This is a genomic window from Paenibacillus pectinilyticus, from assembly GCF_001700435.1.
Taxonomy (GTDB): Bacteria; Bacillota; Bacilli; order Paenibacillales; family NBRC-103111; genus Paenibacillus_E; species Paenibacillus_E pectinilyticus.
The window spans coordinates 1,048,731-1,069,366 of sequence record NZ_LYPC01000014.1 but is presented as its reverse complement, the minus strand read 5'-3'; the positions used below and the strand labels follow the sequence as shown (position 1 = coordinate 1,069,366).

Genomic DNA, 20,636 nt, shown 5'->3' with positions numbered 1-20,636 from the left:
AAGCCCTTCCAATTTCTTAAATTCATCATCGCTCAAGAAAGTGCAAACCCTTCAAAACAATTCAAATGCCCTAATATTTCCAGCAAGAATGTGTTATTGCCCCTGACTGGAATAGCATTTATAGTAGAAACTAACTTTCAGACACAGAGGATGGATGATGAAAATGGGAAATAAGTTGTATCACGGCGCAGCCTGGTATCCAGAGCTTTGGGATGCCTCTGTCATTGAGCAAGATATCGCGTTAATGAAACAAGCTGGCATAAATGTCGTGCGAATTGGCGAATTCGCTTGGTCCAATATGGAACCCACTGAGGGTAAAATTGATCTTGGATTTTTTGTTAAAATGGTGAATCTTCTGCATGAAAATGGCATCGAAACCGTTATGTGTACGCCGACACCTACACCGCCGATTTGGTTCACGCATGGGCATCCTGAGCGGATGTATGTGAATGATCAGAGGCAAGTTATGGGCCACGGCTCACGTCAACACGCTTGTACGAATCACCCCTATTTTCGCGAGAAAGCTGCCCTCATCACGGAGCATATTGCACGAGCAAATGGCCGCTTACCAGGCGTGATCGGTTGGCAGATTGATAATGAATTTAAAGCACATGTATCCGAATGTATGTGTGCAACCTGTCTCACGCAGTGGCATCAATGGCTGGAAGCGAGATATGAAACCACCCAGAAGCTGAATGAAGCTTGGGGCACGCAAATATGGAGCGAATATTACCATAGCTTCGAGCAAGTCCCGCAGCCAGGTCCTGCGCCGTTCTTGCATAATTCGTCTCTCAGCACGATGTACCAACGATTCTCGATGGAGAAAATCGCACAGTTTTCGGACGAGCAAGCAGCCATCATTCGACGATTCTCCGATGCGCCCATTACGCATAATAGCAGTGTTGCCTTTAGTGTGGATAACGAGCGGCTGTTCCGCGAGCTGGATTTTGCCTCCTTCGATACGTACGCGACGTATGATAATCCAGCGAATTATTTATTAAATAACGATCTTTGGCGTAATTTCAAAAGTGGACGCGATTATTGGATCATGGAAACGAGCCCATCCCATGCGGCTTCCCTTGCAAGTTATGCGAAGCCTCATCCCAATGGCTATCTCAAAGCTGAAGCTGTTGCCGCTTATGCACTTGGTGCAGAAGCATTTTGTTACTGGCTTTGGAGGCAACAGCGGGCAGGCTGCGAGCAGCCTCATGGCTCCGTCATCTCCACGTGGGGCAAGCCTACCGTTGGCTTCCCGAACGTGCTGGAAGTCGAGCAGGCGAGACAAGAAATCGAAGCGACGATCTTAGCTACACGGCCTACGCAAGCCGAAGTGGCCATGACGTATTCCGATGTGTCCAAAGCGTTCCTGAAAACGGAACCGCACCAAGGGCTGAATCATCGCGGCCTCACGACCGATTTCTATGAGCGGATCCTAAACACAGGCATTCACCGGGATGTGGTCCCAGAAGGTGGAGATCTGACTGGCTACAAACTGCTGTTCACGCCATTTCTCCCTTATATCTCCGCTGATTTGATTCAGCGTGCTGCGGCATTCGTCGCCGTAGGCGGCGTGTGGGTGGTAGGCCCACTCTCTGGCGGGCGTACAGAAGAACACACGATGCATACGAAGGCAGCGCTCGGTGATTTAGAGCAATTAGCCGGTGTGGAAACTGTCTACACGTTCCCTATGGATGGCAGCAACTCCATCGGCAGCGCTTTTGACATCGCCGCCCCGCTCTCGCTCTGGAGCTCCGTTTTCGAACCGAAAGAAGCCGTTGCCGTTGGCACTGTGACCTCGGGACTAACGCCAGGATTGGCTTTCCTGACCGAGAAGAGTCACGGCAAAGGGAAGATCGTCATGCTCGGTTCCATGCCAGCAGGTGATGAGGGCGAGGAGATGTTGAACCGTCTCATCGTGCACTATGCGGACGCTGCAGGCGTTTCCCTTCGCACCGACGTGACTATCGGAACGATTGTCGCACCAAGACATGGTGCTGATTGCGACATCTGGGTCGTCGTTAACATGGACGGCGCAGGCGGCAGCGTAACCCTGCCACAGGATGGTTTCGATCCGAATACAAGAGCGATTTACCGTGCCGGTCGACTTGAAATTGGCCGCTATGAGCATAAAGTAATCCAGTTTCATCGATAAGTGCTGCGCTCAGCTCTAGATAACCAAAGGGGTGTCCCAAAAGCCAAACAGAATTGCGATCGGGGCAAAATTTGATTAGCCCCTTTGTTTCTGGCTATTTTAAAACAAAACAAAGCTATCGCTTAGGTCTTATTAGACCTTTAGAGACAGCCCCGTTTAAGCGAGTACTTGCTGAATAGGTAATCCTAGTGGGCTTATTGCCTTAGTAGTCGTGATTATTCATGCGATAAGCCCACGGCGAGTGCGTAATGGTCCCATGAGGTGCCATTTTGAGCGCATACTCGCATGATAAGCATTCCTAGCGTGCCTATCGCTTCAGATCTTGTAATTATTCGTAGGATAAGACCACTGCGGGTGCTTATTGGTCAAAAGAATATAGTTACTATAGAAGTAGTAAGTGCTACTTACGGGACGTCCTCTTCGTTTTCCCATAGTAATCGCGAAACAAAAAAAACTCCAGTCACATGTTCGGCCATTCCCTGTGAAAGTCACAGAAAGCCGAAATGAAACTGGAGGTTTTCATCTAACTCAACACCCGTTCCCGAAGCTATTCTTCCTCGAAAGAAGCACCTCTGCAAGGAACGTCAAGGTTAAGCCTTGTCCCCAACCTTGAATACGTTTATCAGGCACGCCTTTGTAGCCTTCGGCATTCTTCATCACGGCTGTACCTGCAGACACACCCGTTACGGTTCCATCCTCAGTGATGCGTGCCAAAATACCGTCGATCGACTTCTGCGTGTACTTGTTGTACAGCCTGCCGCGGGTTAACAGCGCTGTCGCGATACCCGATGAGCCTGACGTTTCGAGCGGAGCCGTCTCATCATCCACGATCGTGTGCCACAAGCCGGATTCATCCTGTAAACGGACGAGTGAGCTCAGTTGATCACGCAGCGAGCCATCGATGATCATGAATGACGGATGCGTCACGGGCACCAGATGGAGCGCACGCGCCATCGTTAATGCTGCCCAGGAGTTACCGCGCGCCCAGAAGATGGACGACATATTATTCTGTGCAATGTTATCCCAGCCATGATAATACAGGTTGGTTTTAGCATCCTGCAGGACATTCTCATGTCCGTGATATTGCTTCAATCCATCCTCGAAATAATCTTCACGATTTAGCAATGTACCTACACGAAGTAGGAAGTAACCGGCCATGAACATCGTATCAACCCACGCTTGCTCAGGGAAATTATAAGTCTCTGAATTCACCGTATGCTGGAGAATATCATTGCCGAATCGCTCCGCTTCTGAAGTCAGGAACTCAGCCATTTCCTTGACTGTGTCGAGATATTTCTCCTCTTTCGTCACTTCATACAGGGTCAGAAGGGAATGTCCGATAGATACCGCATTAACGGAAAGCTTCGGTAAGCCATCCTCCATATTTTCGTCCACCCAAGCCTTCAGCCTAGTTAAATACGACTCATCTCCTGTCGCCGCGTACGCTTCACAAACGCCATAGAACGCAACGCCACCTGGCCAATCCCATCCAAAGTCCATCCGAAAGGTGCGATCTACCACCTGGTCAATCACTGATTTGATCTCATTGTCATCAAAAACTAATTTCGGCATGTCTATAAGTTCCCCTTTCATCTTCTATCCTTTCAAACCGCTAGTGCTAATCCCTTCAACAATGTACCGTTGGAAAATGAAGAACACCGCAATAATCGGTACAAGAGACGCAGATGCCATTGCGAACATGCCGCCCCAGTTGTTCACGGACTCTCCGTCTAAGAAAAGCTTCAAGGCCAAAGACACAGGGTACAGGCTCGGTTTATTTAAGTAAAGCAGCGGGTTAATAAAATCTTCCCATCGCCAGTAGAAGGAAAAGATCGTTGATGTGATGAGTGCCGGAACGATAAGTGGCACCAAAATTCGGAAAAAGATACTATATTTACTGCATCCGTCCATTTTAGCAGCTTCATCAAGCTCAATGGGAATCGTCCGAATGAACTGCATAATCAAGAAGATAAAGAAGGGAATCGCAAAGAACTGCGGTACGATAATTGGTTTAAAAGAGCCAATCCATGCTAACTTCGAGAATAGTACGTATTGTGGAATGATGGTAACGTCATGCGGAAGCATCATGGTTAGCATCATACAGCCAAACCAGAAGTTTCTTCCAAAAAATGGAATACGTCCAAAAGCATAAGCAACGAGTGCAGAACTTGCCACCGCGCCGATCGTAGACAGGATCACGATATAGAATGAGTTCAGGAAGAAGCGGCCGAATGAATTGCCTGCAAAGCCTCTCCAGCCCGATTGAAAGTTCTCCCAAGCAATACGGCTCGGAATCAAGCTGTAGGCGGTTGAGAAAATTTCGTCATTTGGCTTCAATGAGCTTGCCAGCAGCCAAATGATGGGATACATCATCACGAGTGACAATAGGACTAAAAGGAGATGATAGCCAAAGCGTTTGTAGTTGTAGGAAAATGCCATGTTATTTCTCCCCTTTGTTTTCGTAGTAAACCCAATATTTCGAGGTTTGGAAAATCACAAGTGCAATGATACCGACTAGGATCAGCATGACCCACGCCATCGCGGACGCATAACCCATTTCGTAGAATTGGAAGGCTCTGCGGTATAAGTACAAAGAATAAAGCAATGTATTGTCTAACGGTCCGCCTTCGCCGCGTGAAATGATGTAGGCTGGCGTGAAGGTCATGAATGCAGAAATCGTTTGCATAATCAGGTTGAATAGGATAATCGGGCTGAGCAGCGGGAGGGTAATTTTGAAAAACTGGCGAACTTTATTCGCGCCGTCCACGCTAGCCGCTTCATAATAAGAAGCTGGAATGTTTTTGAGACCTGCAAGGAAGATGAGCATGGAAGAACCGAACTGCCAGACTGACAAAGCAATGAGTGTCCATAAGGCCGTCGATGGGTTCCCGATCCAGGAGGTATCCGTATGAATACCGATCACACCTAGTGCGGAATTCAGCAAGCCTTTATCTCCAAATACTTGCGTCCACATGATGGAGACTGCCACGCTGCCCCCAATCAAGGAAGGCAAGTAAAACGCGGAGCGGTAAATGCCGATACCTGAAATCGCTTTATTCAGCAGGATCGCTACCATCAAGGCGAAAGCGAGTCGCAATGGCACGCTAGCGAAAACGTACGTAAAAGTTACACTAACGGACTTCCAATACTTGTCGTCAGCCGTAAACATTTTGTGATAGTTGTCAAAGCCTATAAAATTCGGTGCATCAAACAAGTTGTAATCCGTAAACGAATAAAAGAGTGAAGAAATGATGGGATACAGCGTAAAAATGAGAAATCCCAGAATGAAAGGGGAAGCAAATACGTACCCCACCAGGTTGTCGTTATAACGCAGCTTGTTCATTGGTGATCAACCCCTAACCTCGATTTAATGGAGTGGAAGCCTCGCTTCCTCTCTTCTCTATCTTTATTATAAAAGAGTTGAAACTCAGCCAGAAGGCAAAAAACCGTTGTGTTTGTATAAATATCAGACTGAAAGTAAACGGTTACGGCGACATCACAGAAGCGATGCAGGACAATTCCTATCTTATGTAAGCCGCGTGGGACGCGGCTTTTTCAAATGAAGAAAGCCCCCGCACAAGAATGCGGAGGCTTTCAGAACAAGCTTATTTTTTGTTTTTAGCCAAGATTGCGTTCGCATCCTTACGGAATTTCGCTGCGCCCTCTTCAACTGTCAATTTTTTGTACATAATTTGTTCAGCTGTATCCTTCAACAGCTTCTCAACTTCAACGGAGCCAATTGGACTTGGCGGATCCATTGGGGAAGCATTTTTCTCCGCCCAAGCGACGTATTCAAATACTTTCTTTTGCTCAGGAGACAATAACGGCATCAAAGCTTCTTTCACCTTGGAGGAAACTGGCACGCCGCGCTCACCCATGATGATTTTGTTTGCATCGATATCATTAATCAAGAAGTCGATGAATTTTGCTGCTTCTTCTTTGTTTTTGGAGCTTTTGGAGACAGACCAGAACATACTTGGTTTCAAGAACAACGCTTTGTTTTGACTCCAGCTTGGCGTTTTCATGATATCGAGCGTGCGTTTCGCAGCTGTATTAAAGCCAATGAACTGATTGGACCAAGCAAATGTAGCAGCCGCATTGCCTAGCACCATTTCATCATCTTCGGCCAATCCTTTTTTCTGTGCCAACTTATCTAGCGGTAGCAAGTAACCGGAATCATACCATTTTTTGTACATCGTGTAGTAGTCTACGAACGCTTTATCATCCGAGTAGCCAAGTTGCGTACCATCAGTAGCATATAGCTTTTGACCAACGCTTCTCAAATAGAAAGGGAAGTATACGTCATGACGAAGATCGCCAGCAAGCAGTTTGCCTTTAGCTTTCAGCGTCGCGCCGATTGCGTCCAAGTCACCAAACGTCCAATCATCTTTTAACGTAATTCCATTGTCTTTCAACATCTGTGTATCGACAGTAGCACCCAGTGCATTGGAGCCTGCGTTCATAGCAACCAATTTACCATCCACTTTACCGCCAGAAAGGCTGTTTTCTGCAATATCTTTCACGTTCAACAGACCACTCGTTGTATACGGTGTTAAATCTTCCAACTGTCCTCTAGTTCCATATTGCGTCAAGTAGGAAACGTCCATTTGGAAGACATCAGGCAATCCATTCGCAGCAGCTTGTGGAGCAAGCTTTTTCCAATAATCATCAAAAGCCGCATATTCCGACTCAATTTTCACATTTGGATGCTTCTGTTGGTACAATTCAATCAATTTAAGTGTGTAATCATGACGCGCTTGTCCTCCCCACCATGAAACACGAAGAGTAACTGGATCTGCTTTGGCACTTGCTGTCGCTGCTGCACTTGCTGCTGGGCTCGCACCCGTACTTGGACTGCTCGTGGAGCTGCTTGATCCATTGGATCCGCAACCTGCTAGTAATAAGGCAGCCGAGATTACAGTAAACATGACTTTTTTCATCTGTATTTCCTCCCCAAATTGTAATCGTTTTCTTTCTATTCGTATTATCTCGCTGAAAGGAGGAAAGGTTAATCCAAAATACAGTCCTAATTGTTTAAAATGCAGAGGTCTCTGTCGATTTCATGTACTCAGAAGGTGTCGAACCCCGATATTTTTTAAATACTTGGCTAAAATATTGCGGGTTATCTCCAAAGCCAAGTCGCTCTGCGAGCTCAAAAATTTTGATATCCGCATCTGCTGCAATTAATTCAGTCGCTCTTGTAATCCTAGCTTTCATGACATAATTCGAAAACTTTTCACCTGTTTCTTTCTTGAAGAGTTTCCCCAGATAGTCCGCATTCATATAAAGCATTTCATGGGCTACCCAGTTCAAGCTAAGCTCCGTGTTCCCCATTTGATCATTAATGACGTCAATAACCTTCTGAACGATTCCGCTGATCTTCACTTTATTCATGCCATAGAATCGTTCCGTCATGCTCGTTACAATATTCCCCATAAAAGATTGGATAGCTTGGAGTGTGTTCATCTCCACAATCGTTGGAATTTGCGCGAAATAAGCATTCATTTCTTCCGGGGCACAAATGCGTACAAGTGATACGAACTGCTGAATGACATACGACTTGGTCACATCGATATCCAGCTGCGCTTCCTTCAATCCACAGATGAAATCATGTAAAGCTGCCTCCGCTTCCTCCCGATGGCCCGAACGTACCGACATGTTCAGCCGTTCCTCGTCCCAGCCAATCTCTTTGGTCGGAACCGATTGGGAGACAGCCGTATCTTTGCGTGTGATTAGACTGCCTTCACCCAAATAGAAGCGGTAATTCAATAAGCTCAAGGATTCCTTATAGAGCTGCCTAGCCTTCGTAATATGACCCGACTCGCTTAACGCGATCGTCGCATCCATTTTGTAATACATGTGGAAAGTGTCCCGTATATGGTAAATCTTCTCTTGCAGTTGATCGATATGCTCAGGTTCCTCCAGCAGCATCAAGACATGATTCCCAATTGTCGTACTCAGAAGAGGGCTCTCTAAAATTTCCTGAGCAATATTCTTAATGGCAAATAACTGCTCAAACTCAAAACCTTCTTCCAACTGGAATAAGAGCAATCGAATCTGATAGTCAAAATCGAGCTTAAATAAGCTCCGAAAATAGTCCCAGTCCCAATGACCATAGGTTTTATTCGTTACGAATTCCTTCAGGAACTGCTCTTTCACATGGGGCATGACCTTCTCCAGCTCAGCCTTCATGTTCAGAACGAACGATTCCTTACTCGTTTCTTGTTCCAGCTCCGCGACAATCTCCTGCAGCGCTTCGCCAATTTTCCCTTCATTGGTCGGCTTGAGTAAATAATGCTTCACACCGTATTGCATCGCTTTGCTCGCATAATCAAACTCGCCAAAGCCGGATAGCAGCACAATTCGAATGTGTGGATAGGCATCATGTACCCGCGCAACTAACTCTAAGCCATCCATGCCTGGCATCCGAATATCACTGATAATGATATCAGGCGTTTGTTTCTGTATAAAATCAAAGGCCTCCACACCGTTTCGCGCAGTGCCAATCAGCTCGGTTTGCATAGACTGCCAGTCGACCATTCGGGAAATCCCGTCCAAAATAATGCGTTCGTCGTCAACCAATAATACTTTATACATCCATTATTCCTCCAATCCTTTAGGCAAAATAAGAATGACACGGGCACCGTGTTCCACGGTTTCATCCACTCGGATCCCATACGTTTCGCCAAAGGCGAGTTTAATCCGATCATCGATGTTTAAGAGTCCAATGCCCTTGCCTTTGGTTGTCACTTCGCCACTGCGTAATCTCTCGATAATTCCTCTTGGAATACCAGGACCCGTATCTTCAACTGCTAGAAAGATGCCTTCCTCTGTACTCCAGCCTCGAATCGAAATTTCGCAGGGCTCAATCGTCGACTCCAAAGCATAATGAATCGCATTCTCCATCAACGGCTGCAGCGTCAACTTCGGAATAGAGCGCCCCATCAGTTCATCAGGCACATCCAGTTTGAATACTAAACGCTCTTCAAAGCGAATTTTCTGAATCGTTACATAGCTGCGAACGATGTCAATCTCTTCACTCAGTGGAATGATCGGCTCTTTCAAGTCGACAGAATGACGAAGTAAATACGCGAGCGCTTCCACCATCTCGGAAATTTTGGCTTGTTTGTTCACCTTAGCCATCCAATTAATCGATTCCAACGTATTGTAAAGAAAATGCGGATTAATCTGCGACTGCAGCGCCTTAAATTCTGTTTCTTTCAGGAGGAGGCGATTCGCGTAATTCTCCTGAATTAGCGTATTAATCCGTTCAATCATAAAACGGAAGCTTCGTTGTAGTAGGCCTATTTCATTCATGGCAACTTGTCCACCAGAAGGAAAGAGATTGGCTTCTTCGAAGTTCCCCTTCTCCGCGAGCTTCATCCGAATCATCAATTCGTCAATCGGACGCGTTAAGCCTATCGAGAACCGAATCCCAAGTAGGATAACCACAGCAAATATCGCAATAAAGACGAAAACAACCATTTCTTTAATAAACACGATGCGGTCAAAAATTTGATTAAACGGCGTAATATTCAAATAGGTCCAACCCGTATTATGCGATTGAATCTGTGCGATGAAATATTCTTTATCATCAATCTGCTGGATTTCATACCCTTTAACAGCATCTTTCGGCTTCGCAATCCGGCTCCAATCGAAGGAAGGTTCTCGCGGGAAGATGACGCTTCCATCCGATACAATCATCACGTCTCCCTCTTCCGGAGCGATATCACGCACGATTTTATCAATATTAATGCGAATTACCAATGTACCTAAATAGTCCAAATCAAAATTCGTTTTATGAAACGATCGGATTTCTCGTGTAATGATCAAAGCTGGATCCTTACTGTCAGGATAAATCCAACGATTTTCTCCCATGCCATCTGCGGCAACGGCCTTAACTTGCTTTTTCCGATCCTCATCCATCTTGAGAATGTTGCCGCCTTCATGGTCGTTCCCCGACGCATCCATAATTTGTATCGAATACAGATAGGGCTCTTCTCCGGAATAACTAATCAGACGGTCAATCAAATATTGACTAATGATCAGTCTGTCATAATCTGACGGATTTTTTTTGAGTGAGGTCAGCCAATCTTGCACCTGTTCCTCGGACATAATCCTATATGACAATTGCTGTAAGCGTTTAAGCTCTGTTTCGATAGCTGTAGACGACAGATTGAGAACACTCGACGATTTCTCATAGATTTGTCCGTCGTAAATGGAGAACACATACTGCTGTGTAATGATTGTGAAAGTCAACGAAAGCGCGATAATCAACGTAATCAAAATGGATAACTTGTTTTTGATTCTCATATGTCGATACGTATCGATCATAGAACGTAACCCCATGGTTGGCTGACTCCCTACGTCATTTAGTAAGTCGATTATGGCACTGAGCGGGATAATGGTCAACGGTCAAATAAAATTCCTGCAGGGCCACATCCCGACTCAAAATCTTTCTATGCAGCAAATTATGGTATACTAATTGAAGCAAAGAAAGCTTTATTTCATAGGGATTGAAGGTGCTTCATGGACTATTTACTATTCTCGCGACTCTCCCGTTTAGACGTGAAATGGATCTCTGAATTACGAGGTAATGATGACTTTGGACGCGAGAAATCTAACCCTTTTTTCGAGTTAATTATGGTGACTGAGGGGCCGATTTATCTCCAGGTAGGTGAGGATCACCTTGAACTCCAAAGTGGGGAAACGTTCTTGCTGATGCCGTGGGAACAGCACGGCGGCTGGAAACCGATTGCAGCGCAAAGCGGCTTTTATTGGGTTCAGTTCGCTGCTGATCCGGGTTTGCGCATGCATACTGAAGAGGCCGATTCCCGCCTCCCAGCTGCACCAACAGCGACACAGGATTTGCGAACGGCCACATCCGAAAGTCTTACAGACTTTCTGCTATTACCTCGTCGCGGTAAGCCTTTCAATCGCTACGAGATGCTGGGCATTTTCGAGAACATACATCAACAATTTAACAAACCTAAAGGCTACTTCCGATACCGCACCTCTTTGCTTTTAGGGCAAATTCTTGAGCGGCTTGCGCAAGATTTAGTAGATCAGAAGCAGGTACAGAACGAAGTGTCTTCCACCTTTCTGCTGTATCGAAGAATCGTGAATCTACTGGACGAAACCTATACATCTAATCCTTCCAGCAAAGAGCTCGAAAGTGCACTTCACCATCATTACGATTATTTATCCCAAATATTCAAAAAATATGCCGGGATGCCCATTGGCTCCTATGTGCATCAATTGCAAATCCAAAAAGCCAAGCACCTGCTAACCAGCTCGACTAGTATCATACGAGATATCGCGGATATCGTAGGTTTCCAGGACCCCTTCTATTTCTCCCGAATATTCAAAAAGCTGGAAGGCATCAGCCCCCAGCAATATCGTGATGCTATTATGCAACCATCGTCTAATCAGTTAGACTAGCTGCTTGCTACGCCATTGATAAACACAAGTGGAATGAGTCCCTTCGTTGGACGTCCTTGCGAAGTGATTTCAGCGATGAGATCGTAACGAGCTTCCTGCAATCCGTTCGGTATAAGTGTAAATGACAACTCTGTACGCCCGACATGACAGTGATACTGTTCCAAGGAAGCACCCACTTGCGGTCCTGGCGAAATCGTCCAGCCTATTGGCAAATGCCATTTGATTTGCAGCCATTGCTGCATGAACAGCTGATTATCGATAATCAACTTGATCGTTTTGGGTGTACCTTCTTGAATAAAAGGGGCCTCTGTATAGTCGACAATCGTGGAGAAAATAACGAAATCGTAAGCGACCTGAAATGGGCTTTGGCTGAGCTTATCCGCGAAGCTGCGCTTCGTCCAAGCATTGATTTGCTGCGGTTGGCTAAACAATTGCTTCTGCTCCTTGACTTCGATCGTATAGCCATCAGCTGCGGTGACAACGTCACACAGTTGGCTGCCTAGGAACGAAGGAGTCAAACGGATGATGCGATCTGTAAGCTCCGTTACTGTTTTGGGAATACGTAAGCCTTGATCCCCAAGATTCAAGCACAGCGTTTTGATCGAATCCCCGATTGGATCTGTCCATTTGGTTGGAATGCTTTCTGCTCCGCCAATTATTCCCATAATCGAGCCAATCGTAGCGGCCGTGCAGTCGGTATCTTCGCCACAGTTGTTGGCAATACAGATACTTTCGCCGAAATCGCCCTCTCCATAAAGCCAGCCAAGGATCGTTATCCCCACGTTGCTAGGCGCATCGTACCCCATCTTACCAACCGGGACATCCGTCGGTAAATCCTCTGGACGCATCGCGAGAATACCGAAGCTTCCGGGGACGTCGTTCAAGACTTGAATACGCGCTTCTTGCCAAGATAAACCTTTGGCGTGTGCTTCTCTGACGGAAGCAACTCCCTTGGCTACGCCGGAATCTGCGGGAATGTAAGACAAACCAATATCAATTAACGTATCGCGATTACTCTCGACGAAAGCTGAGCTCTGGATAGCTGCGAAGAAAACTTCCGCGTACACGCCCTCATGACTATGATCAACGATAGCATCTTCATAGGCATATTTGACTGCAATATCCGGGTTACCCGGTGCCAAGCAAGCCCAAATTTCGGAGCGAATGTAAGCGCCATTACTATCGCGGTACACATTGTTCACATACCCCGATAACGGAGGGACAATGCCTTGGCGCATGTTATTTTTACCCGCTCCATACTCGCCCCAATTCGGTACGATATACGACAACCAATATTCGCTTAAAATTTGAGCATTCACATTGCGGCCAAATTTCTCCGCTGCATTCAACCAGACCAGCTGCAAATCCAAGTCATCATTGGGCAACGGTTCCCCATTCAATTCTTGCGTGTAGAAATCAACATCAAACACCCCGCGTTTGCACTCGAATGGCGCTCCTAGTGTGCCACCTACATTTTTCCCAATCCAACAGCCCATCAGCTTCGATCTGTATGCGTTTAAACTTAATTTCATCGTGAACCCTGCCTCCCAAAATAGCTTTCTCACTTGCTAATCTGAGTATATCAAGGGCAATGGTAACGCTAACATATACGATTTAGAGTATATCCGCTTATGAATCATCTGATTTATCCATGTGATTTAGGCCCTATAGGTCCGTGGAGAGATACCCATGTAAGTGGTAAAAGCGCGAGTAAACGCGTACAGCTCGGAATAACCGAGCGAATAAGCGATCTCTGTGACAGACAGAGTCGTTGTTTTGAGCAGCTCTGCCCCTTTCTCCAGTCGCTTGCTGGCCAAGTATCGTTGCGGAGAGGTACCATACTTTTTCAGAAAAGCTGCATACAAATGGGATCGATGATAGCCGAATTGGTGTGCAGCATCCTCAACCCGAATCTGTTCCGTATAATGGAGATCGAAGAACTCCTTGACCTGCTGAAGCCAATTCTCTCTCTCATTCGGTGCGGCTCTGTTCACTTGCAAATCCATCTTGTAGAAAAGCTCGCTGAGTAAACGCTGCACCAGAAATTTGTGCCACTTCGAGGAAACTATAACACCTAGTATACTTCTCAATGTCTCTCCGACCTCATTACTCATGATCTCTTTTAACCAATATTTATTTGGCGTGAGTCCGAACTCTGCCGTTACGAGTGGAAGTTGATTGCCCTCCATGGCCAACCAGATCATTTTCAGAGGGGGATCTTCTTCCGCTACTTGCATCGTTTCGTAGATATAAGACTGACCCGGAAACAAACAAAACAGATCTCCCTCACTTAATTCTACAGCATGTTCAAGAGAGGTCACTCTTACATTTCCTTGTGTAATCCAGTGAAAGCTCGTTTGTTCAATGACCTTAGGTCCAATGTGATACGTACGTTTCGCAATATTCTGTCCTGCTCGGACGATCCAACAGCCGCTAGTTAATTGAAAGGGTTGGGGTAATAAGTACCACACATCAGCAAACTCCATCTCAAACTCTTGCATCCGACACCTACTTCCATCACTTCAAGAACTCTCTTAAGCTTAATAAAAACAAGACATAATGACAACTTCTAACATTCTGTCATTTTGTATTTGATCCTATGTTTTTATACTACAAATAGAGAGTCATGCAGCAATAGAAAGGTGGACTTTATCACATGAAGAAACCAAATATTCTACTGATCACCAGCGATCAGCAGCACTGGAATACGATTGGGGCATTCAATTCTGAGATATCTACTCCCAATTTGGATCGACTGGTCAATGAGGGGACAACGTTTACGCGGGCCTATTGTCCGAATCCGACATGTACTCCGACAAGATCTTCGATCATTACGGGCCAGTACCCTAGCCAGCACGGGGCCTGGACGTTAGGCACCAAGTTACTGGAAGATCGGCATACCGTTGGCGAGGATTTTAAAAAGGCTGACTACCGCACAGCGCTAATTGGCAAGGCACATTTTCAACCGCTAAAAGGAACTGAGGAATATCCCTCTCTAGAGTCGTATCCGATTCTGCAAGACCTCGAGTTCTGGCAATCATTCGATCAACCTTTCTATGGCTTTGATCATGTGGAACTTGCGCGGAATCATACGAACGAAGCTCACGTGGGACAACATTATGTGCTATGGCTGGAAGAGAAGGGTCTTACGAACTGGCGTGATTATTTCGTCGCTCCGACGGGAAATATGGATCCTAAGCAGCTCCATCATTGGGCTATTCCAGAAGAATTCCATTACAATACTTGGATTGCCGAAAGAACCAACGCCCTGCTGGAGCAATATCAACAATCGGACGAAGGGTTCTTCCTGTGGTCCAGTTTTTTCGATCCGCACCCCGATTATCTCGTCCCTGCTCCCTGGGACACGATGTATGATCCGAATAAGCTAACAATCCCTACCGCGACACCAGGCGAACACGAGAAAAATCCGCCGCATTTCCGTCTGACACAAGAGGATCAACCCGACTTTTCCTATTTAAACGAAAGCGGTTATGGCATTCATGGGTATCACTCTCATTCACAGCTGCCTGACCATGAGCGCAAACAAATCGTCGCCACGTATTACGGCATGATTAGCTGTATGGATGCGCACATTGGCCGTATTCTTGATCGGCTTGATGCACTAGGCCTAGCGGATAATACGATTGTCGTCTTTACGACGGATCATGGTCATTTCTTCGGCCAGCATGGCCTTCAATACAAAGGCGGCTTCCATTACGAGGATCTCATTAAGCTGCCGTTTATCGTCCGCTATCCAGGTCACGTGCCTGCCGGACGAACGTCCAATGCGATTCAATCGCTCGTCGATCTCGCGCCAACCTTTCTATCCTTGGCTGGTCTGCCTATTCCGTGTTCCATGACAGGTCTGGATCAAAGCCTTGTTTGGACAGGAATTCTCGAACGGGTTCGCCAACATGCGATCTGTGAATTCCGCCATGAGAAGACGACCATTCATCAAAAAACATATGTCGATGAGCGGTATAAGCTAACCGTTTACTATAACCAAACCTACGGTGAAATCTTTGATCTCCACGAGGATCCTGGTGAAATCAATAATCTGTGGGACGATCCTGCGTTTAAAGAGCTGAAAGCGAGCTTGCTGCTTTCTTATATTTGGGCAGAGCTGGGTAAGGAGCCGCTGGCGATGCCGCGGATTTGGCATGCTTAGCAGAATGTAAGGATGTGTTCGGCTGGATTCCCTCTATAAAAGAAGAAGCTCCCAGAATGTAGTCATCTGGGAGCTTCTTCTTTTATAGGACCGTCTGAAAACCGGTTGTATCAGCATGTTTATACTTAATCCCTGATTCTCTGGTCGAGATCACCATCATATCTCGCCAAATCAGCAAATCCGTAACCTCGGCTTGGGCATTCAAAGCTTGCATCATGAAACTTCCTCTGAACTCGATCAACTTGTACAATCCTGTATCCGCGCAAGCATAGACTGAACCTCGATGCGGCACCAAGCGATTAATGAACATGCCTTCGAATCGATGCTGCAGGAAGCCGCCTTTTTTATTGCCCATCACCACACTGCCACTCTCTGTCGTCCCAATCAGCATGCTATTAAACACAGCTAAGCTTGTTACAGCTTCTGGAAGCGGCATGGTACACCAATCTCCCGTAAATAAATCGTAGAATGCAACGCCATCCTCATATCCTAGGAAAATAAAATGAGGCGTTACAAGCAAATCATACGTCTTCTTCCCGCGATAGGCGAGGGGGAGCCAATCTTCATTATTCCCGCAGAGCAAACCATTCTCCGTTAGGACGAATCGATCCCCCCAGCCAATCGCCCGATAACAGGAATCGGTAACCGAAGTTTGCTGCCAAACATCGTCCTCTAGCCGATATAAGCCAAGCCTCGTGGAGGCGAATAACTGCCCTTCTACCCAATCCAATCGAGAAACATGAACACCTTCCGGCAAACCCTCAGATGCACATTCCCAAGAGCGTAACGGTGTAAATTGTACGACACCATGCCCTTCCGTTCCGGCATACAAGATGCCATCCGAGGAGGCGGTCAATGTTGTAAAACGGAGGGATAATAAATCACTGGTGGATTGCCATATTGGATTTATTTCCATGAAGACCCTCCTCTACGCAGCATCCACATGTTCGGCTTTCTAAATAGACATCTTTGACAAGTCGGATATAATCGATCGACTGTTCAACGATGAAATCCTTCGTTTCTATGCGTTGCTGCATACCGCTCATTAGATTAACTATTTGCAAGGCTTCCGGCATGACGCCAAATGCTTTATGACAAAAAACAATCGACATATGTGTAAACAGTGCGAGCGAAGCCGCGCCGTCGTCCATGACATATTTATGAATAACAAAGGATTTCTCTGACGGCGCCATCACCTGAATAATCATCGACAATCCCATTTGAAGCTCTTCCATCCAAACATCTATGCTCTCAAACAACAGATGCGGCCACTCCAAGGCGCTGTCACTTCTAAGCACATCATACAAATGCGTTAGCACACGGTGCTTCACTTCTCGATACGTAGCTTCCGATCCAAACTTACTCACTTTATTCGTCCATTTTCTTTCAAAAAGCTGCGTCAACGCGAGCAACGACCGTGAAGCGACGGGTAAGGAGTACCACCCATTTATCGCATGGTAGGCTGCGTACTGCGTGAGTTGCTGCCAATCTGGATCTTCGGAAGTGCGCGCTTGGTCTTCAAGAGAAAGCGTGTGCAGCCACCGCTCTACTTCATAATCCGCAATGACTTGGATGGTTCCGCTGCCGATTCCGTTCTCGTTGTGATTCATCCTCACTCGCCCCCTCATGATGTCCATTCCTTCGTCTTTCATTGATAATCATTTTCAATTGAACTCTACATCAAATGATAATGGTTCTCACTGAATAAGTCAAGATCAAGTGCCGATGCTCCCACCTCCTCTGAAAATAATTCAGAAAACGACACCGATTTTCGAGCGACATCGCACGCCAAATCCGTTATTCTATGAAAAATGATTCTTAGGAGGCGAACTAGAATGCATAATTTACAAATCTGTGGATTGGGATTTATTGTGATTAGTATCATGTACTATCTCTTAATTGATGTGTTCGAGAAGAGCAAACGCCTCAGACTTTCCACCGTTCCCGAAAATGAAGTAACCATCGAACCCTATCTTCCTCCTCGTATTCAGATGCCAGAGAGTGTGTACCCCATGTACATTGATTGCAGCACAACATTTAATCAACGGATTTTGCCGCCCCCTTCGAATACTAACGTTTTCACTCCTGCTTCTATATGAAAATAGATTATAAAGAAAGCAAGAACCCACCTTAGGCCAAGGTGGGTTCTTGCTTCTGTGACAGACTGTCGAATAATGTATCGTTACGTCTCATATATGATGTTCCCCGTCTGTGACAAATCATACCCTTGAATAGGGCGCAGCTCATTTCGGAAAGATTCCGATTGAAGCACACGCTTCACTTGTTCAATCCAAATTTGGTTTTCCGGCTTTTTGAGCATAACGAGATCATAGCGTTCTTGAATCAGCGGGATGAAATCCACGCCGCCAACCATGGAGGCCGCCTTTTCAATACCAACCCCGAAATCGGCTTCACCCGTCGCCACTTTCCCAGCTACGCTCATGTGATTCGATTCCTCTTGGTCATATCCACTCAGTACGCCCTGAGAGATGCCATGTAGACGGAGTTGTTCATCGAGAAGAACTCGTGCTCCTGAGCCTTTTTCCCGATTCACCATGCGAAGATCAGGCTGTGTGAGATCTGCCCAGCCCAGTATTCCTTTCGGATTTCCTTGCTGGACATACAAACCGGCCGCTCGCGACACTAGATTCACCACTACATAAGAGGAACCAATCAATAATTTTCGAATAAAGGCAAGGTTATACTCACCTGTGTCCCCATCTAACAGATGCGTGCTCACTATATCGGATTCACCTTTATACATCGAAATCAGACTGTCCATACTGCCCACATACGACCGAAGCGGTCGATAATGAGGCACATATTTCTCAATATGTTTCGCTAATATATCCAGACTTACATCCTGTCCAGTAATGACAAGCGTGTTTTTTGATGAAGAAACGGGTGAGATTGGATAGTGGCTTGGGGCCTGGACGGCTTCCGTTTGAACCGCAGCTAGCTTGCCGCCTTTGGCACGTGTTTTGTATGCCTCAAGATCAGAAGCATCTACACGCATTTGCTTGCCCACCCGATAGGCTGGAAGCTCCCCTTTTTTGATGAGATCATAGACCGTTAATTTAGATATTTTCAAAAGTTTAGATATTTCTTCCGTTGTATAGGACATGTCCGTTGTCATGGTAAACCTCCATCAATGCAGCTTCTATTATCATACGGCGACGCTTACGGTATTTCAATCGATTTGTTTACTAATTAGACATGGTTTAATATAATGAACATTGATTATATTATTTTATTTATAATCAAATAGATATAAATATAACATTGGAGGGAATATCATGTTACGTTTAAAGAAGGTTAGTTATGTTTTAGCATCTTTCGCTATCATATCCATGATTATCTCAGGTTGCGGAAGTAATAAGGATCAGTCATCAGCAAGTACGACGCCAACACAAACGGCACAAGCAACCGCAGCGGCTACACCAACAGCAACACCTGTACCCACCGAGAAAGTAGAACTTACGATCTCAGCAGCTGCAAGTTTGACCGATGCTTTCAAAGAGATTCAAACCAACTATGAGAGCAAAAATAAACAAATCAAACTCAATTTTAACTTCGGCGCATCCGGCGCACTTCAACAGCAAATTGAACAAGGAGCTCCCGCAGATTTATTCTTCTCGGCAGCAACGAAAAATATGAAAGCTCTCACCGATAAGCAATTAATTGATCCCGCTCAGCAAAAGAACTTATTGATCAATGAACTTGTCGTTGTAGTTCCTGCTGATGGCAAAGTAGCCGTTCAGAAAGTCGAAGATTTAACTGGCGACGGTATCAAGCATTTAGCCGTTGGTGAGCCTCAGACAGTTCCAGCAGGCAGCTACGCCAAAGAAGCATTGACGAACGCTAAGCTATGGGATACACTACAAGCCAAAACAGTACAAGGCAAAGATGTACGTCAAGTTCTTACTTATGTAGAGTCTGGAAATGCGGAAGCTGGTTTCGTTTACAAAACAGATGCGTTGACTTCCAAAAGTGTCAAAGTAGCCTTCAGTGTTGATCCTAAATCCTACACACCGATTGAATATCCTGCCGGCATCGTAAAAGCAACCAAACACAGCAAAGAAGCTGGTGATTTCTACACGTATCTGCAAAGTAAAGAAGCACAAGATGTTTTCGTAAAATTCGGCTTTACCATCCCAAAATGAGGTTGTAACACATGAGCTGGTCCGAATTCGCTTCTCCTATTCTGCTTTCATTAAAGGTTGCTGTCGTCTCTAGCCTTTTTGTTCTCGTGCTTGGCGGCCTCGCAGCTTGGAACATGTCGCGGCGCCGTTTTCGGGGAAAGACATTGTTAGAAACCAGCTTTCTTCTACCGCTTGTCCTCCCACCTACGGTCGTGGGCTTTATCTTACTTGTCCTGCTAGGCAAAAAGAGTTGGATTGGCTACCTTCTGGAGCGTATCTTTGATCAGTCGATTATTTTCACATGGGGGGCGGCTGTGATCGCTTCGGTCGTGGTCTCCTTCCCACTCGTTTATCAAACGATGAAAACCGGTTTCTCTCTCATCAACAAAGATTTGGAAGACGCTGGAAGGTCTATCGGTGCTAATGAGTGGCAAGTATTGCGATATATCACCTTACCGTTAGCATGGCGATCTGTGACATCTGCTTATATTCTCGGCTTTGCCAGAGGACTTGGGGAATTCGGAGCGACCTTGATGATTGCAGGGAATATCCCGCACAAAACGCAAACATTACCGACCGCTATCTACATTGCAGTCGAGTCCGGCAATCAAACCTTAGCGTGGTGCTGGGCTGGCGCCATTATCTTGATATCTTTCGGGCTTTTGTTTTTCGCCAATCGCAGAGGGAAGAACGAATAAAAGCAGCACCTGCAGGTATTTACCTGAGGATGCTG

At 46.0% G+C, this 20,636-nt stretch carries 17 protein-coding genes; 6 read left to right on the top strand and 11 right to left on the bottom strand.

Annotated elements, in window-relative coordinates; translation table 11 throughout:
- Window positions 1-163: 163 nt before the first annotated feature.
- Complete coding sequence (locus tag A8709_RS11405; RefSeq protein ID WP_065852467.1) at window positions 164-2,152, top strand: beta-galactosidase; 1,989 nt, start codon at window positions 164-166, stop codon at window positions 2,150-2,152.
- A gap of 528 nt (window positions 2,153-2,680) precedes the next feature.
- Here the strand turns inward: A8709_RS11405 and A8709_RS11400 are convergent.
- From A8709_RS11400 to A8709_RS11375, 6 genes are all read right to left on the bottom strand, one after another.
- Window positions 2,681-3,724: a glycoside hydrolase family 88/105 protein gene (locus tag A8709_RS11400; protein WP_065852466.1), complete on the bottom strand. Its 1,044-nt coding sequence runs from the start codon at window positions 3,722-3,724 to the stop codon at window positions 2,681-2,683.
- 24 nt (window positions 3,725-3,748) lie between these two features.
- A complete protein-coding gene (locus A8709_RS11395) occupies window positions 3,749-4,525 on the bottom strand; it encodes a carbohydrate ABC transporter permease (RefSeq protein WP_425262320.1) in 777 nt (258 codons plus the stop codon).
- Window positions 4,526-4,592: 67 nt separating this feature from the next.
- Window positions 4,593-5,495: a carbohydrate ABC transporter permease gene (locus A8709_RS11390; RefSeq protein WP_065852464.1), complete on the bottom strand. Its 903-nt coding sequence runs from the start codon at window positions 5,493-5,495 to the stop codon at window positions 4,593-4,595.
- Window positions 5,496-5,757: 262 nt separating this feature from the next.
- Complete coding sequence (locus A8709_RS11385; protein WP_065852463.1) at window positions 5,758-7,092, bottom strand: ABC transporter substrate-binding protein; 1,335 nt, start codon at window positions 7,090-7,092, stop codon at window positions 5,758-5,760.
- Window positions 7,093-7,186: 94 nt separating this feature from the next.
- A complete protein-coding gene (locus A8709_RS11380) occupies window positions 7,187-8,749 on the bottom strand; it encodes a response regulator transcription factor (protein WP_065852462.1) in 1,563 nt (520 codons plus the stop codon).
- 3 nt (window positions 8,750-8,752) lie between these two features.
- Window positions 8,753-10,501 (bottom strand): sensor histidine kinase, encoded by a 1,749-nt coding sequence (locus tag A8709_RS11375; protein ID WP_065852461.1) that lies wholly within the window; start codon window positions 10,499-10,501, stop codon window positions 8,753-8,755.
- Between the two features lie 180 nt (window positions 10,502-10,681).
- Between A8709_RS11375 and A8709_RS11370 the strand changes: the two genes are divergently transcribed.
- The gene (locus A8709_RS11370; protein WP_065852460.1) at window positions 10,682-11,593 is read left to right on the top strand and encodes a helix-turn-helix domain-containing protein; all 912 of its coding nucleotides are present in this window, start codon (window positions 10,682-10,684) and stop codon (window positions 11,591-11,593) included.
- Here A8709_RS11370 and A8709_RS11365 read toward each other — a convergent pair.
- Window positions 11,590-13,125: an ADP-ribosylglycohydrolase family protein gene (locus tag A8709_RS11365; protein WP_065852459.1), complete on the bottom strand. Its 1,536-nt coding sequence runs from the start codon at window positions 13,123-13,125 to the stop codon at window positions 11,590-11,592. The two genes, A8709_RS11370 and A8709_RS11365, sit on opposite strands and share 4 nt — an antisense overlap.
- 126 nt (window positions 13,126-13,251) lie before the next feature.
- A complete protein-coding gene (locus tag A8709_RS11360) occupies window positions 13,252-14,094 on the bottom strand; it encodes an AraC family transcriptional regulator (protein ID WP_065852458.1) in 843 nt (280 codons plus the stop codon).
- A gap of 155 nt (window positions 14,095-14,249) precedes the next feature.
- Here A8709_RS11360 and A8709_RS11355 point away from each other — a divergent pair, with 155 nt between their 5' ends.
- On the top strand, window positions 14,250-15,761 hold the full coding sequence (locus A8709_RS11355) for a sulfatase family protein (RefSeq protein WP_065852457.1): 1,512 nt from the start codon (window positions 14,250-14,252) through the stop codon (window positions 15,759-15,761).
- Between the two features lie 82 nt (window positions 15,762-15,843).
- Here A8709_RS11355 and A8709_RS11350 read toward each other — a convergent pair whose 3' ends face one another.
- The gene (locus A8709_RS11350) at window positions 15,844-16,677 is read right to left on the bottom strand and encodes a hypothetical protein (RefSeq protein ID WP_065852456.1); all 834 of its coding nucleotides are present in this window, start codon (window positions 16,675-16,677) and stop codon (window positions 15,844-15,846) included.
- A complete protein-coding gene (locus A8709_RS11345) occupies window positions 16,643-17,371 on the bottom strand; it encodes a hypothetical protein (protein WP_065852455.1) in 729 nt (242 codons plus the stop codon). Before A8709_RS11345 ends, A8709_RS11350 begins: the two co-directional genes overlap by 35 nt.
- Before the next feature lie 225 nt (window positions 17,372-17,596).
- Between A8709_RS11345 and A8709_RS11340 the strand changes: the two genes are divergently transcribed.
- Window positions 17,597-17,860, top strand: a complete 264-nt coding sequence (locus A8709_RS11340; protein WP_065852454.1) for a hypothetical protein — start codon at window positions 17,597-17,599, stop codon at window positions 17,858-17,860.
- Window positions 17,861-17,943: 83 nt separating this feature from the next.
- On the opposite strand, the gene A8709_RS11335 is transcribed toward A8709_RS11340, so the two are convergent.
- Complete coding sequence (locus A8709_RS11335) at window positions 17,944-18,897, bottom strand: helix-turn-helix transcriptional regulator (RefSeq protein WP_065852453.1); 954 nt, start codon at window positions 18,895-18,897, stop codon at window positions 17,944-17,946.
- 160 nt (window positions 18,898-19,057) lie between these two features.
- On the opposite strand from A8709_RS11335, the gene modA reads away from it, so the two are divergent.
- Both modA and modB read left to right on the top strand, forming a co-directional pair.
- Complete coding sequence (modA, locus tag A8709_RS11330) at window positions 19,058-19,924, top strand: molybdate ABC transporter substrate-binding protein (RefSeq protein ID WP_065852452.1); 867 nt, start codon at window positions 19,058-19,060, stop codon at window positions 19,922-19,924.
- Window positions 19,925-19,935: 11 nt separating this feature from the next.
- Window positions 19,936-20,601, top strand: coding sequence for a molybdate ABC transporter permease subunit (gene modB, locus A8709_RS11325; RefSeq protein WP_065852451.1), 666 nt, complete (start codon window positions 19,936-19,938; stop codon window positions 20,599-20,601).
- Window positions 20,602-20,636: the final 35 nt, after the last annotated feature.